This window comes from Mesorhizobium sp. P2_B11 (assembly GCF_056404855.1).
This window is the reverse complement of the sequence record NZ_JBFUDF010000004.1, coordinates 601,387-614,732: the sequence shown is the minus strand read 5'-3', so window position 1 is coordinate 614,732 and position 13,346 is coordinate 601,387. Positions and strand designations below refer to the sequence as shown.

13 protein-coding genes are annotated in these 13,346 nt (G+C 61.9%); 8 read left to right on the top strand and 5 right to left on the bottom strand.

The genetic code is table 11. The features are described 5' to 3' along the window. Positions 1–246 precede the first annotated feature (246 nt). Positions 247–1,857 carry an ABC transporter substrate-binding protein gene (locus tag AC1DYJ_RS16595; RefSeq protein ID WP_477287499.1) on the bottom strand — a complete coding sequence of 537 codons (1,611 nt, stop codon included), beginning with the start codon at positions 1,855–1,857 and terminating at the stop codon, positions 247–249. A 62-nt stretch (positions 1,858–1,919) separates the two neighbouring features. Next, on the bottom strand, positions 1,920–2,042 hold the full coding sequence (locus tag AC1DYJ_RS16590; protein ID WP_477287501.1) for a hypothetical protein: 123 nt from the start codon (positions 2,040–2,042) through the stop codon (positions 1,920–1,922). A 184-nt stretch (positions 2,043–2,226) separates the two neighbouring features. Between AC1DYJ_RS16590 and AC1DYJ_RS16585 the strand changes: the two genes are divergently transcribed. After that, positions 2,227–3,417, top strand: a complete 1,191-nt coding sequence (locus AC1DYJ_RS16585) for a M24 family metallopeptidase (RefSeq protein ID WP_477287503.1) — start codon at positions 2,227–2,229, stop codon at positions 3,415–3,417. Positions 3,418–4,034: 617 nt separating this feature from the next. Here AC1DYJ_RS16585 and AC1DYJ_RS16580 read toward each other — a convergent pair. The 3 genes from AC1DYJ_RS16580 to AC1DYJ_RS16570 are packed head-to-tail and all read right to left on the bottom strand — an operon-like array spanning position 4,035 to position 6,528. Next, positions 4,035–4,451, bottom strand: a complete 417-nt coding sequence (locus AC1DYJ_RS16580) for a cupin domain-containing protein (RefSeq protein WP_477287505.1) — start codon at positions 4,449–4,451, stop codon at positions 4,035–4,037. Positions 4,452–4,454: 3 nt separating this feature from the next. Continuing rightward, positions 4,455–5,321, bottom strand: coding sequence for a phosphoenolpyruvate hydrolase family protein (locus tag AC1DYJ_RS16575; RefSeq protein ID WP_477287506.1), 867 nt, complete (start codon positions 5,319–5,321; stop codon positions 4,455–4,457). Positions 5,322–5,331: 10 nt separating this feature from the next. Beyond that, complete coding sequence (locus tag AC1DYJ_RS16570; protein WP_477287507.1) at positions 5,332–6,528, bottom strand: Tm-1-like ATP-binding domain-containing protein; 1,197 nt, start codon at positions 6,526–6,528, stop codon at positions 5,332–5,334. A 78-nt stretch (positions 6,529–6,606) separates the two neighbouring features. Between AC1DYJ_RS16570 and AC1DYJ_RS16565 the strand changes: the two genes are divergently transcribed. From AC1DYJ_RS16565 to AC1DYJ_RS16535, 7 genes are all read left to right on the top strand, one after another. Next, positions 6,607–7,278, top strand: a complete 672-nt coding sequence (locus tag AC1DYJ_RS16565; protein WP_477287509.1) for a TetR/AcrR family transcriptional regulator — start codon at positions 6,607–6,609, stop codon at positions 7,276–7,278. A gap of 360 nt (positions 7,279–7,638) precedes the next feature. Beyond that, positions 7,639–8,955: an ABC transporter substrate-binding protein gene (locus tag AC1DYJ_RS16560; protein ID WP_477287511.1), complete on the top strand. Its 1,317-nt coding sequence runs from the start codon at positions 7,639–7,641 to the stop codon at positions 8,953–8,955. A gap of 67 nt (positions 8,956–9,022) precedes the next feature. After that, the gene (locus AC1DYJ_RS16555) at positions 9,023–9,928 is read left to right on the top strand and encodes a carbohydrate ABC transporter permease (protein ID WP_477287513.1); all 906 of its coding nucleotides are present in this window, start codon (positions 9,023–9,025) and stop codon (positions 9,926–9,928) included. Between the two features lies 1 nt (position 9,929). Beyond that, the gene (locus tag AC1DYJ_RS16550; RefSeq protein WP_142867318.1) at positions 9,930–10,889 is read left to right on the top strand and encodes a carbohydrate ABC transporter permease; all 960 of its coding nucleotides are present in this window, start codon (positions 9,930–9,932) and stop codon (positions 10,887–10,889) included. Beyond that, a complete protein-coding gene (locus tag AC1DYJ_RS16545; protein ID WP_477287516.1) occupies positions 10,886–11,122 on the top strand; it encodes a hypothetical protein in 237 nt (78 codons plus the stop codon). Before AC1DYJ_RS16550 ends, AC1DYJ_RS16545 begins: the two co-directional genes overlap by 4 nt. Next, positions 11,119–12,222, top strand: a complete 1,104-nt coding sequence (locus tag AC1DYJ_RS16540) for an ABC transporter ATP-binding protein (RefSeq protein ID WP_477287518.1) — start codon at positions 11,119–11,121, stop codon at positions 12,220–12,222. The genes AC1DYJ_RS16545 and AC1DYJ_RS16540 overlap by 4 nt, the downstream gene beginning before the upstream one ends. Then, the gene (locus tag AC1DYJ_RS16535; RefSeq protein ID WP_477287520.1) at positions 12,222–13,307 is read left to right on the top strand and encodes an ABC transporter ATP-binding protein; all 1,086 of its coding nucleotides are present in this window, start codon (positions 12,222–12,224) and stop codon (positions 13,305–13,307) included. The genes AC1DYJ_RS16540 and AC1DYJ_RS16535 overlap by 1 nt, the downstream gene beginning before the upstream one ends. Positions 13,308–13,346 lie beyond the last annotated feature (39 nt).

The window sequence follows — 13,346 nt, the reverse complement described above, 5'->3', positions numbered from 1 at the left end:
GGTCATGGCTGCCTTACCCTCCCCCTTGTGGGGAGGGTCGATCCGCGAAGCGGAGCGGGGTGGGKGTTCTCGTAGGGCGCTACCCCCACCCCGCCGACCGGCTGCCGCTTTGCGGCACCCGCTCGGCGACCCTCCCCACAAGGGGGAGGGTGGAGGTCGGCGCGATCCGGCAGGACGGAGTGAGGGCGCGAAGGAACTCTCATTCTCGAAACTGAGCACCCCGACAGGCAATCCGCAAGTATAGGATCAGCCCGCCAAATACGTGTCCGCCCAGTTCGAAACCGCCCAGCGCGGATTGTTGGCGATGTTGCCCACCGTATCGCGCGCGACGCTGATGAAGCTCCATTCGGCGACGTTGATCAGCGGCAGGTCGGCTGCGACCTGTTTCTGGAATTCCTTGTACAAATCGGTGCGCGCTGCGGTGTCGAGCGTCTCCGATGCCTTGGCGATCAGCGCGTCAAGCGCTTCGTTCTTGTAGCCGCCCTGGTTGGAGAACGGCACGCCATCGGGAATGCCGCTCTGCACCAGGATGGTGGTCGAGATCGCCGGGTCGCCGCGGAACACCGGCGGACCGACGGCGAGGTCGAAGGCGTGATCGGTGTAGACGGCCTTGATGTGGGCGGGCGCATCGTTGTTGACGATCTCGGCGTCGATGCCGATCGCCGCCAGCGCCTGGCGCAGATAGTCGCCGAACTGTTTTGTCTCGTTGAAATAGGGCGCCGGTAAAAGCCTGAGCGCAAAGCGCTTGCCATCATCGGCCTTGGCGTAGCCGGCCTCGTCGAGCAGTGCGTTGGCCTTGGCGACGTCGAATGGATAGGTCGGCACGTCGGCGGTGTAGAATTGCGGGTCGTTCTTCGGCACCGGGCCGGTGGCGGTAGCGGCATAGCCGAGGAACACCGTCTTGACGACGAAGTCCTTGTCGATGGCATGCGCGATCGCCTGGCGCACCTTCACGTCCGCCAGTTCCTTGCGGCGATGGTTGATCTCGACGACCAGCTGATAGGTCAGCCCCTCATAGCCCTTGGAGATCACCTTCAGGCCCGGCACCTTGGAGATGCGGTCAAGGTCGGCCAGCGGCACGGCGGAGAAGGCGGCAAGCTGGATCTCTTCGGCCTCGAGCGCTGCCGCTGCTGAGGTGCGGTCGGGCAGCACCTGATAGATGATCTCGTCGAGATAGGGCTCGTCCTTGCCCCAGTAGTCGGCGTTTTTCGTGAGCTTGTAATACTGGCCGGCCTTGTACTCGCCGAACTTGAACGGGCCGGTGCCGATGGGTGCATTGTTGGCCGGGTTGTCCTCGATCTTGCCGACCTCGTAGATGTGCTTCGGCACGACGCTCGACAGTGCCGGCAAGGCATTGCGGATCAGCTGGAACGGCGTCGGCTTGGCGAATTTGAACACGGCGGTGAAGTCGTCCGGGGTGTCGACGCTGGCCAGATCCTTGAACACGGTGCGGCCGAGATTTTGCAGCGGCTTCCAGATCTGCAGCGCCGAGAAAGCGACGTCGGCCGAAGTGAACGGCTTGCCGTCATGCCATTTGACGCCCTCGCGCAGTTTGAAGGTCACGGACAGCCCGTCGGCGGCGCCTTCCCAGGAGAGCGCCAGGCGCGGCTGCAGGCCGTCCTTGCCGTCGAACGAGGCTTCGGCCAGCGTTTCGACGATCTTGCTGGAGATGAAGAAGACGCCGTTGGAGGCGACAATCGCCGGATTGAGGTTGCGCGGTTCGGAATCGGCGGCAAGCACGAGGCGGCCGCCCTTTTTCGGCGTCTGCGCCCAGCCCAATGTCGGCATGGCGGTTGAGGCCAGCAACAGGGCTGAGCCCGAAAGCAGCGTGCGCCTGGAAATGGTGAAATCTGACATGATCAACCTCCGTCCTCTCCGCGACCCTGCCGGGCGCGCCAATCCCCTTGGGCGCTGGCAGGCTATGCCAGCACCTTGCGGCGATTATGGCCCTTGCCAAGGGTTTCGCCAGAGACGGAATTGGCGCATCCTTGCTTGGCTTTGAAATTTTCGTCCGCTGGACCAGTTAGAAGCAGTGGTTCCATCGAGCTATCCTGGTAGGACCAGATTTGGCCGATGCCGATCGAATGACGACTTGGTGACCGGCAAGCGGTGCTATTTGCTGTGTTCTGGCTGGACCAGAGTGGGCAAAATGGTGCAGATTTGGTCGACAGCCAAGGGATCGGGCGCAGCGCGACCGGCGGTCCCATGGAAATCAGGGAGAGAACAATGAACATCGCCCCGGGCAAGAGCGCCGTCAGCAATATCCCGTTCGACCAGGCAAGGGTCGACCGGCTGATGGAGGAGGCCGGTATCGATGTGCTGCTGGCGACGTCCAAGCACAACACGCAATATCTGCTCGGCGGCTACAAATTCATCTTCTTCGCCGCCATGGATGCGATCGGCCACAGCCGCTATCTGCCTGTCGTCGTCTATGAAAAGGGCGGGCCGGACCATGCCGCCTATATCGGCAACCGCATGGAAGGCGCCGAGCATCAGAACAATCCGTTCTGGACGCCGACGCTGCATGCCGCCTGCTGGGGCACGCTCGACGCCGCCAATCTTGCGGTCGAGCATGTGCGCAAGATCGGCAAGGCAGGCGCCCGCATCGGCATCGAGCCGGCCTTCCTGCCATCGGACGCCTATGCGCTGATCCGCAAGGCGCTGCCGGACGCCAAGCTGATCGACGCGACAGACATGCTGGAGCGCATGCGCGCCATCAAGACAGAGGCCGAGCTCGAAAAGCTGCGCATCGCTTCCGAGCTGATCACCGATTCCATGCTGGCGACCATCCAATGGGCGCGCACGGGCACGACCAAGGCCGACATCATCGAGCATCTGCGGCGCGAGGAAACCAATCGCGGCGCGCATTTCGAATATTGCCTGCTGACGCTGGGCGCCAGCCACAACCGCGCGGCGTCACCGCAGGCGTGGAAAAAGGGCGAGGTGCTGTCGATCGATTCCGGCGGCAATTATCACGGCTATATTGGCGACCTCTGCCGTATGGGCATTCTGGGCGAACCCGATGCCGAGCTCGAGGATCTGCTGGCCGAGGTCGAGGCGGTGCAGCAGGCGGCCTTCTCCAAGGTCAAGGCGGGCACCATCGGCGGCGACATGATTTCGCATGCTGAGGGCGTGCTGAAGAAATCCAAGGTCGCTCCCTACACCGATTTCTTCGCCCACGGCATGGGGCTGATCACCCATGAAGCACCGTTCCTGATGACCAACCACCCCGTCACCTATGAAGGCACCTATGCGGGCAAACCGCTGGAGACGAACATGGTGCTGTCGGTGGAGACGACCATGCTTCACCCGACGCGGGGGTTCATCAAGCTGGAGGACACGCTGGCGGTGACGGATACCGGGTATGTGATGTTTGGGGATCGCGCGCGGGGATGGAACAGGGGTGGGACGGCTTAATTATAGTACGCCAGGATTGCCATTTTCAGGCTCGGAATAACCGCGAGCTCGCCTGACCGCTTCGTCGTAAAATATGAGCCAGGCAGTTTTAGCGCTTCGGATATGGCTATGTCCGTTTCGCGTGGGTTGTTCATGCACTGCAAGGATAGTGAGAAAAAGCCCTCCGGACCGACCCAGCCCTGTGGCACAGGCGTGTCCTGCCATTCGGCGTAGCTGTAGTAGTAAGCGTTCCGATCTGTGGCTGGATAGCCCCGACCCTGACGGGCATTTTGGAAAAACGACACCCCCTGTTGCCCAATTGCGGAAAGTGTCTCATCGGTCAGGTCGAAAATTGCTCCGCCACAAGCCTTCCGGAGAAGGACTACCGCATCGCTTCCTTGTGTGTTGACGCGATATGTCTTTATCTTATCGGGTAGTGCTTTCGTGTAAAAAGCACTCTTATAGTGCTCCCATCCGACCCAGGTTGATAGCGCGGCCACTACCGGAATTATCACGAAGTACCGGCGCAAGAATATGCCCCTTTCTGAGCGGGAATCGGCTGTCGGATAAGCCTATGTTTTGCCTTGAAGCCGGTTATTCGAAGGCGTTTATGTGCAGATTTCCACGATTTGAAAAATCTATGCGCCCGCCGGAATTAGCCTGAAATCCGGCAACTCCCGCAACACCAGTTCCGGTCCCGCCGGCGAATAGACGACGAAGAGTTGCATCGGTCCGTCGCCCGTGTTCAGCGTCGAATGGAAACGGCTTTCCGGCACGTAGATGGTGCAGCCGGGGCCGACCTTGGCGACGACCGGGTTGCCCTGTTCGTCCTCGACCATCTGCTCGCCATGGCCTGAGATGACGAAGATGATCTCTTCCGCGCCGGGATGGTTGTGGCGGGTGTGACCTTTGCCTGAGGGCAGGTCGACGACGCCACCGGAGAAACGCTCAGCGCCATTCACTTCAGGCGCGACCGTCAGCGCAAGCTTGCCCCAATCGAAGCCGAAGGCGCTGACGTCCTTGGGGTACACGAACACCTTGCTCTTGTCGGTCATCTCTCATCCCTTCTTCTTGTTCGGCGTTGTCTTGCGGTCGTGCAGCGTGACGGCTTTGAAATCCGCCGTCTGCCTGGCGATCGCGGCTTCGGCCGGCAGCCTCTCCATCGAGCTTGCGCCATAGAAGCCATGCAGGCCCTTGCAGCGGTCGAGGATGTAGCGGGCGTCGTCCGGCATCGAGATCGGCCCGCCATGGCAAAGCAGGATGACGTCCTTGCGCACCGAACGCGCGGCATTGGCGATAGCGTCGATCTCGACCACGCAGTCATCCAGCGACTTCGCCGACGTCGCGCCGATCGAGCCGCCTGTCGTCACGCCCATATGGGCGACGATGATGTCGGCGCCGGCCTTGGTCATGGCGCGGGCCTCGTCTGGGTTGAAGACGTAGGGCGTGGTCAGAAGGTCGAGCTTGTGCGCCTCGGCGATCATGTCGACTTCGAGCCCGAAGCCCATGCCCGTCTCCTCGAAGCTTTGCCGCATGCTGCCGTCGAAGAGGCCTATGGTGGGGAAGTTCTGCACGCCGGAAAAGCCCATCGTCTTCAGCTCGGCCAGCAGCAGCGGCATGATGACGAACGGATCGGTGCCGTTGACGCCGGCCAGCACCGGCGTCTTCTTCACCACCGGCAGCACCTCATAGGCCATTTCCTTGACGATCTCGTTGGCGTTGCCATAGGCGAGCAGCCCGGCGGCGGAACCGCGTCCGGCCATGCGGTAGCGGCCGGAATTGTAGATGATGATGAGGTCGATGCCGCCGGCTTCCTCGGCTTTGGCCGACAGGCCAGTGCCGGCGCCGCCGCCGACGATCGGCACGCCGTCGGCGATCATCGCCTTGAACTTCTTCAGTATGTCCTTGCGCGGTATGGCGGCCATGTCTGGGCTCTCACTGTCTGGCGATGTCGAGGAAGGCCGCGGTTGCAGCCTTGGCAAATTCCGGATCGTTGATGTGCAGCGGCAGCCGCGTGACGCGGCGCGTAGCGTTCGGCTTGATGGAGCGCTCGACGGCATCGTACAGGACGGCGTCGGCCTCAGCGTCGAAGAAGGCGCCGCCTTCGATGTCGAGCGCCGAGACGCCCTTTTCCGGGATCAGGAAGTGTACGGGACCCTCGCAGCGGCTCAACCGCTCGCCGATCCATTCGCCGATCTTGCGGCATTCATCCACTGTAGTGCGCATCAGCGTGACGTTGGGATTGTGCTCGTAAAGCAGCCGGCCGCGATACTTCTGGGGAATGGTCGGCGGCGCCCAGAAATTGACCATGTCGAGCGCGCCGACCGAACCGACATAGGGCAGCTTGGTGCGCGCGATGGCGCCGAAGCGATCCTCGGTTGCCGGCAGCACGCCGCCGAACAGCAGGTCGCAAACCTCCGTCGTGGTGATGTCGATGACACCGGCCAGCAGGCCGCTGTCGGCCAGCTTCTCCATCGAGCGGCCGCCGGTGCCGGTGGCGTGGAAGACCATGCAGTCGTAGTTTGCCCGCAACTGGTCGGCGATCGCCGTCACGCAAGGGGTGGTGACGCCGAACATGGTGAGACCCAGTGCCGACTTGCCGGTCGCGGCCGGCGCGGGTTTCGCTGCCATCCCCGCGATGGCCTGAGCCGCATTGTGCAACACGACACGCGACAGCCGGTTGAGGCCGGCCATGTCGGTCACCGAGGGCATCATGATGATGTCGGAGACGTCGACATACGGTGCGGTGTCGCCGGATGCGAGCGTCGAGACCATGATCTTCGGGACGCCCAGCGGCAGCGCGCGCATGCCGGCAGTGATGATCGAGGTGCCGCCGCCGCCGCCAATACCGATCACGCCTGATATGTCGTCGCGCGACCGGATGAAGCTGGTGAAGGCGGCGCCCATGCCGGCCACCGCTGTGCCGCGATCATCGATACCGAGCACACTGCCGGCTCCGCCCGGATGATGTGCCGCGACGTCGCTGGCTGGAATATCGACCGACACGGTGGCGCCGCGCGTGCCGATGTCGACGCGGGCAACCGAACTGCCGGTGGCGGCAATCGCATCGGCCAGGAAGGCAAGTTCCTCGCCCTTGGTGTCGGCGGTGCCCACCACATAGATGCGCTTCATCGCGTTCCCCGTCTTCGGTGTGCTGGGTCTGGCCGCGAAGGCCATTGCAATTTTTTGAGACGCGCGTATCGTATTGACATGAATGTCTCACGTCAACAAGCCGCTGGGAACGACGACGCCAACGAGGCGTCCGAACGCGGCCCGCGTGCCCGCACGAAACGGCTGATGCTGGAGACGGCGACACGGCTGATGCAGGCGGGCGTCACGCCCTCGGTCAGCGAAGTCGCGGAGGCGGCGGAGGTGTCGCGCGCCACCGCCTATCGCTATTTCCCGAGCCAGGCAGCCCTGGTGCATGCCGTGGTCGACGAGGGGCTCGGGCCGATCCTGACCTGGCAATCGGCCTCGAAAGATCCACAAGGCCGCGTCGCCGAACTGTTCGACACCGCGATGCCGCGCATCGAGGCTTTCGAGGCGACCTTCAAGGCGGCGCTGAAACTGTCGCTCGACCAGTGGGCGCAGCGCCAGGCGGGCACGCTGGGGGGCGAACCGCAGTTCACACGCGGTCATCGCGTCGAGCTGTTGAAGGACGCCATTGCGCCGCTCAAGGGGCAGCTGCCGCCGCGCGAATTCAAGCGCCTGGCGCAGGCGCTGTCGATGATGTTCGGCGTCGAAGTGCTGATCGTGCTGAAGGACATATGGGGGCTCGACAGCCGCGGCATGCGGTCGGTCGCCCAATGGGCGGCGGGCGCCCTGGTGCGTGCGGCGATGGCGGAAGCTGATGCGGTTCGACCGGCGGCAGCGGCGAAATAGCGCCAATCTGGTTCGACCAGATTTGGGCGAGCACTACTGACATTAACCAGGATGTAGGTGCCAAAACAAGGCTCTCCTATATCAAGGAGTAGGAAAATTAAGGGAAAACAGTCAGATACATGAGGAATCCGGTTATACAAGCTCCGGCTGTGGTCCAAGAAAGGGCTTGACGGCTATCCAAAATTGGTAATACCAGATCAGGACAGAAAAAGCGGATCGAAAGTGAGAGCTGCGATCCATTTTCCGGCAAAGCGAGGAGGCTTGGAACCGGAAAGGTGCGATCTCGGGAGGAACTACCAGGGCCGGCTTCACCGCCGGCTCGCATGACAAGGTAGAATGCGCACAAGGGAGGAAATGATTATGCGCAAGACAATGACCAGCCTGCTTGCTGGTATCGGCTTAGTGCTTGCCTGCGGAACGTCCGTTTACGCGCAGGATAAATCGCTCACCATCTTCTGGGCGGAATGGGATCCGGCCAATTACCTGCAGGAACTCGGCAACGAGTACGAGAAGGAAACCGGCGTCAAGATCACGGTGGAAACCACACCGTGGCCCGACTTCCAGACCAAGGCCTTCACCGAGTTCAACGCCCATGGCGACGCCTATGATATGGTCGTCGGCGACTCGCAATGGCTCGGCGCCGGCTCGACCGGTGGCCACTATGTCGACCTGACCGACTTCTTCAACAAGCACAAGGTCGGCGAAGTGATGGCGCCAGCGACGGTGAAATACTATGCCGAATATCCGGGCGGCAGCAGCAAGTACTGGGCCATTCCGCTCGAAGGCGACGCCGTCGGCTGGTCTTATCGCAAGGACTGGTTCGAAGACCCCAAGGAAAAGGAAGCCTTCAAGGCCAAGTATGGCTACGATCTCGACGTGCCGAAGGATTTCAAGGCGCTGCGCGACATCGCCGAATTCTTCCATCGGCCGGATCAGAAGCGATACGGCATCGCCATCTACACCGACAATTCCTATGACGCGATGGCGATGGGTTTTGAGAACGCGTTGTTCTCCTTTGGCGGCGAGCTGGGTGACTATAAGACCTACAAGGTCGATGGTTTCATCAACTCCGACAAGGCGATCGCGGCGCTCGACGCCTACAAGGAACTCTACAAGTTCACGCCTCCGGGCTGGGCCAAGTCGTTCTTCGTCGAAGACAACCAGGCGATCACTGAAAACCTGGCCGCGATGAGCATGAACTACTTCGCGTTCTTCCCCTCTCTGATCAACGAGGCGTCGAACCCGAACGCCAAGAACACCGGCTTCTTCGCCAATCCTGCCGGCCCCGGCGGCGACCAGTTCGCCGCGCTCGGCGGTCAGGGCATCTCCATCGTTTCCTACTCCAAGAAGCAGGAAGAGGCGACGAAGTTCCTTGAATGGTTCATCAAGGACGAGACCCAGAAGAAGTGGGCAGCGCTTGGCGGCTACACCTGCAGTGCCGCAGTGCTCAAGTCGGAGGAATTCCAGAACGCCACGCCGTACAACAAGGCCTTCTACGAGACCATGTTCAAGGTGAAGGACTTCTGGGCGGTGCCGGAATATGCCGAACTGCTGCAGCAGCTCAACCAGCGCGTCTATCCCTACATGATCGGCGGTGAAGGCACCGCCAAGGAGACGCTGGACGCGCTCGCAGGCGACTGGAACGCGACGTTCAAGAAATACGGCCGCGGCCAATAAACAATATGCCTCACGGAGGGGGTCTTTGCGCCTCCTCCGTTTTCTTTTTTGAACCGGGAGCAGGGTCTTGGCGACCACGATGATCACCACGCTGGACAGGTCCTCGCGAGCCGCCGCACGCGGCCTCAGCGACATTTCGATCCGCAATCTCTTCATCATTCCGACGATCCTGTTCCTGATCGTCTTCAACATCTTCCCGCTGATCTATTCGCTGGGCTATTCCTTCACCGATTTCCGCGCCTCGACCAATGCGCCGGCGAATTTCGTCGGGCTGCAGAATTATCGCGACCTGCTCAACGACCCCTATGTCTGGTCCAATTTCGCCATCACCGCGAAATACGTCATCATCTCGGTCGCCGGCCAGCTGCTGGTCGGCTTTGGCGTCGCCATGCTGCTCAACCGCGACATTCCGCTGAAGGGCTTGCTGACGACGCTGCTTCTGTTGCCGATGATGCTGTCGATGGCGGTCGTCGGCCTGTTCTGGAAACTGCTCTACGATCCGTCTTTCGGCATCATCAACTATGCGCTCGGCCTCGGCACCTTCGAATGGCTATCGGATCCGAAAATGGCGCTCTATGCGGTTGCGCTTACCGACATCTGGATGTGGTCGCCCTTCGTCATGCTGCTGTCGCTGGCCGGTCTCTCGGCGGTGCCGAAGCATCTCTACGAGGCGGCGGCGATCGACCGCGCCGGGCCGTTCTACACCTTCTTTCGCATCACGCTGCCGCTGGTCGCGCCGATCCTGATGATCGCGGTCATCTTCCGCACCATGGAGGCATTCAAGACCTTCGATCTAGCCTACATCCTGACCAGCCAGCCGACGGCCGAACTGATCTCGATCCGGCTCTACAAGATGGCGTTCCAGGAATGGCAGACCGGGCGCTCCTGCGCACTAGCCTACATCGTGCTGATCATGGTGCTGGCCATCACCAATATCTACGTCAAATACCTCAACAAGGTGAAGGAGCGCTGAGATGGCTGCCGTGCGCACTTCTTCCGAAATCGGCTTCAACCGCGTTGCAATCGTCGCCGTCCTGTTGGTGACGATCATCTTCCTGGCGCCGATCTACTGGATTGCCTCGACGGCATTCAAGCCGCGCAACCTTGCCACCACCATCCCGCCGACGGTCGTCTTCCAGCCGGAAATATCGCCCTTCGTCAAGCTGTTCACCAAGCGCTCGCAATTGCGCAACCCAGCGTCGCCGGAGGAGTATGCAGCCGCTCCCTGGTGGGAGCGCGTCGTCTTTGACGGCGGCGAAAAGATCGTGCGTGACGGCAAGGGCCAGGTGCAGTGGTCCGGCTATCCGAGCCGCTTCATGAACTCGTTGATCGTGGCCATAACCTCGACGGTGCTGGCGGTCGGCATGGGCACCTTCACCGCCTATGGCTTCTCGCGTTTCAAGGTGAAGGGAGAGGCGGATCTGCTCTTCTTCATCCTGTCGACGCGCATGCTGCCGCCGGTGGTCGTCGCCATTCCGATGTTCCTGATGTACCGGGCGGTTGGCCTCAACGATTCCCACCTCGGCCTGATCATCCTCTACACCGCTTTCAACCTGTCCTTCTCGGTCTGGCTGATGAAAGGCTTCATGGACGAGATTCCGAAGGAATACGAGGAGGCCGCCCTGGTCGACGGCTACACGCGCATGGAAGCCTTCTTCAAGATCGTGCTACCCGAGGCCGCAACCGGCATCGCCGCCACCGCCGTCTTCTGCTTTATCACGGCGTGGAACGAATATGCCTTCGCACTGATCATGACCAGCCGCCGTGCCCAGACCGCGCCGCCCTTCATTCCCAGCCAGGTCGGCTCCGGCCTGCCGGACTGGACGGTGATTGCGGCAGGCACTTTCCTGTTCCTGCTGCCGGTCGCGATCTTCACCTTCCTGCTCCGCAATCATCTGTTGCGCGGCATGTCCTTCGGAGCGATCCGCAAATGAGCTTTCGAGCCATCAACCAGAAATATCTCGAACCCGGCTCGCAGATCCTGATGGTGCTCGGCATCGTCGCGCTCTGCCAGCCCTGGAACATGCTACTGCACACATACGGCCTGACCATCATCCTAATCGGCCTGATCGGCTTCAACATCACTTCGAAGATCGCGCCGGAAGAGGAAGCCGGCACAGGCCATGGCGCGGACGAGCCGGCGCGAAATCCGGGAGCACCGCATTGACCCAGATCGAGCTTCGCGGCGTGCAGAAGTTCTTCGGCGCCGTCCAGGTCATCAAGGACCTCAATCTCAAAATCGACGACAACGAGTTCATCGTTCTGCTTGGCCAATCCGGCTGCGGCAAGACGACGACGCTGCGCGCCATTGCCGGGCTGGAGACGATCGATGGCGGCGATATCCTGATCGACGGCAAGCCGGTGCAGCACCTCAAGGCCGCCGACCGCGACATCGCCATGGTGTTCCAGTCGTTCTCGCTCTATCCGCATATGAGCGTCTACGAGAATGTTGCTTTCCCACTCAGGGCAACGCGCAAGAGCAAGGCCGAGATCGACCAGGAAGTGCGCTCGGTCGCCAAGACGCTGCAGATCACCGACCTGTTGGGCAAGAAGCCGTCGGCATTGTCGGGCGGCGACATGCAGCGCGTCGCTATCGGCAGGGCGCTGGTGCGGCGCCCGAAGGCGATGTTGATGGACGAACCGATCGGCGCGCTCGACGCCAAGCTGCGCGAAGAAATGCGGGCCGAGATCAAGCGGCTGCACATCAAGCAGGGCTCGACCACCATTTATGTCACGCACGACCAGATCGAGGCGATGAGCCTCGCCGACCGCATCGTCATCATGCACGAAGGCGTGCTGCAGCAGGTCGGTTCGCCGGACGAGGTCTATTCGCATCCGGCCAATCTGTTCGTGGCGCAGTTCGTCGGCAGCCCGGTGATGAATGTCGCCGATGCCTCCGTCACCGAAACAGCGTCCTCGGCCTCGGTCACCGTCGGCGGCGCTGCCGCCGGTTTCGAATTCCCGCGGGCGCTTTTGTCCAAGCTCAATGGCCATGCCGGCGGCCAGCTGGCGCTCGGCATCCGGCCCGAAGGCGTGCTGGTGCGCCATGAAGCGGCGGAAGGTTTTCTGCCGGTCGAGACGCAGATCGTCGAGCCGCTCGGCTCCTTCGACATTGTCGACCTCAAGGTCGGCTCCAAGATGCTGCGCGCCCGCACCAAGAGCGGCTTTGTCGGCGGCCCCGGCGAAAAGGTCTTCGCCCGGATCGATCCGACGCAGGCGCATTTCTTCGACACGGCAAGCGGCAAGTCGCTCGAGGTGAGACTCTGATGGCGCATATCCAGCTCAAGAACATTTCCAAGAGCTTCGGCAACCACACAGCGCTCACCGGGCTCAATCTCGAGATCGCCGATGGTGAGTTCTTCGTGCTGCTCGGCGAGACGGGCGCCGGCAAGACGACGACGCTACGCATGATCGCCGGGCTGGAAAAGCCAAGCGAAGGCCAGGTGTTCATCGACGGCGTCGATGTCGCCGACTGGGGGGCGGCCGAGCGCGACGTGGCGCTGGTGCTGCAGCAATATTCGCTCTATCCGCGCTACACGGTGCGCGAGAATCTCGAATTCCCGCTGAAGCCGAAGATCCGCCGGCTGCCCGATGCCGAGATCAAGGACCGGGTTGCACGCGCGGCCAAGACACTGCGGATCGAGCATCTGCTCGACCGCAAGACCGATCGCCTCTCAGGCGGCGAGATGCAGCGCGTTTCGATCGGCCGCGCCATTGTGCGCAAGCCGCGTGTGTTCCTGATGGATGAGCCGCTGTCGGCGCTCGACGCCAAATTGCGCGAGGCATTGCGCACGGAGCTGAAGAACCTGCAGATCCAGCTCGGCGCCACCTTCCTGTTTGTCACCCACGACCAGATCGAAGCGATGTCGATGGGCGACAAGGTCGGCGTTTTGAACCATGGCCGCATCGTCCAGACCGGCACGCCGCATGAGATCTACAACAATCCGCGCGACACCTATGTGGCGAGCTTCGTCGGCTCGCCGCCGATGAACCTCATCGACGGCAGGCTGGTCAACAACCGCGCGGTGATGGCGCCGATGAATTTCGAACTGCCGCTTTCAGGGGGAGCCAAGACGGGCAGTGCAACCGACGGTCGCCCGCTCGTCTTCGGCATCCGTCCCGAGGATGTCTATCTCGAAAGCGGAGCGCCGGTCGAAGCACGTGTCCACGATGTCGAGAACCATGGCGTGGAAAAAATCCTGACTCTGCGGGTCGGCGACACGACGCTGCGCGCCACCGTGCCGGCGCGGACCGATGTGGCGATAGAGCAATCGGTGCGCTTCGCCTGGAATGCGGACAAGGTCGTGCTGTTCGACAAGGGCAGCGGCGTGAGCTTGCGGCACGCCAGCTAGCCCTCCTGCAGGCTCATCGCTGGCTCAAGCGGCGGCGCG

Bases quoted from the DNA above. Each gene is read 5' to 3' on its own strand.
- AC1DYJ_RS16595 (WP_477287499.1), bottom strand. From the start codon at position 1,857: ATGTCAGATTTCACCATTTCCAGGCGCACGCTGCTTTCGGGCTCAGCC.
- AC1DYJ_RS16590 (WP_477287501.1), bottom strand. From the start codon at position 2,042: ATGGAACCACTGCTTCTAACTGGTCCAGCGGACGAAAATTTCAAAGCC.
- AC1DYJ_RS16585 (WP_477287503.1), top strand. From the start codon at position 2,227: ATGAACATCGCCCCGGGCAAGAGCGCCGTCAGCAATATCCCGTTCGAC.
- AC1DYJ_RS16580 (WP_477287505.1), bottom strand. From the start codon at position 4,451: ATGACCGACAAGAGCAAGGTGTTCGTGTACCCCAAGGACGTCAGCGCC.
- AC1DYJ_RS16575 (WP_477287506.1), bottom strand. From the start codon at position 5,321: ATGGCCGCCATACCGCGCAAGGACATACTGAAGAAGTTCAAGGCGATG.
- AC1DYJ_RS16570 (WP_477287507.1), bottom strand. From the start codon at position 6,528: ATGAAGCGCATCTATGTGGTGGGCACCGCCGACACCAAGGGCGAGGAA.
- AC1DYJ_RS16565 (WP_477287509.1), top strand. From the start codon at position 6,607: ATGAATGTCTCACGTCAACAAGCCGCTGGGAACGACGACGCCAACGAG.
- AC1DYJ_RS16560 (WP_477287511.1), top strand. From the start codon at position 7,639: ATGCGCAAGACAATGACCAGCCTGCTTGCTGGTATCGGCTTAGTGCTT.
- AC1DYJ_RS16550 (WP_142867318.1), top strand. From the start codon at position 9,930: ATGGCTGCCGTGCGCACTTCTTCCGAAATCGGCTTCAACCGCGTTGCA.
- AC1DYJ_RS16545 (WP_477287516.1), top strand. From the start codon at position 10,886: ATGAGCTTTCGAGCCATCAACCAGAAATATCTCGAACCCGGCTCGCAG.
- AC1DYJ_RS16535 (WP_477287520.1), top strand. From the start codon at position 12,222: ATGGCGCATATCCAGCTCAAGAACATTTCCAAGAGCTTCGGCAACCAC.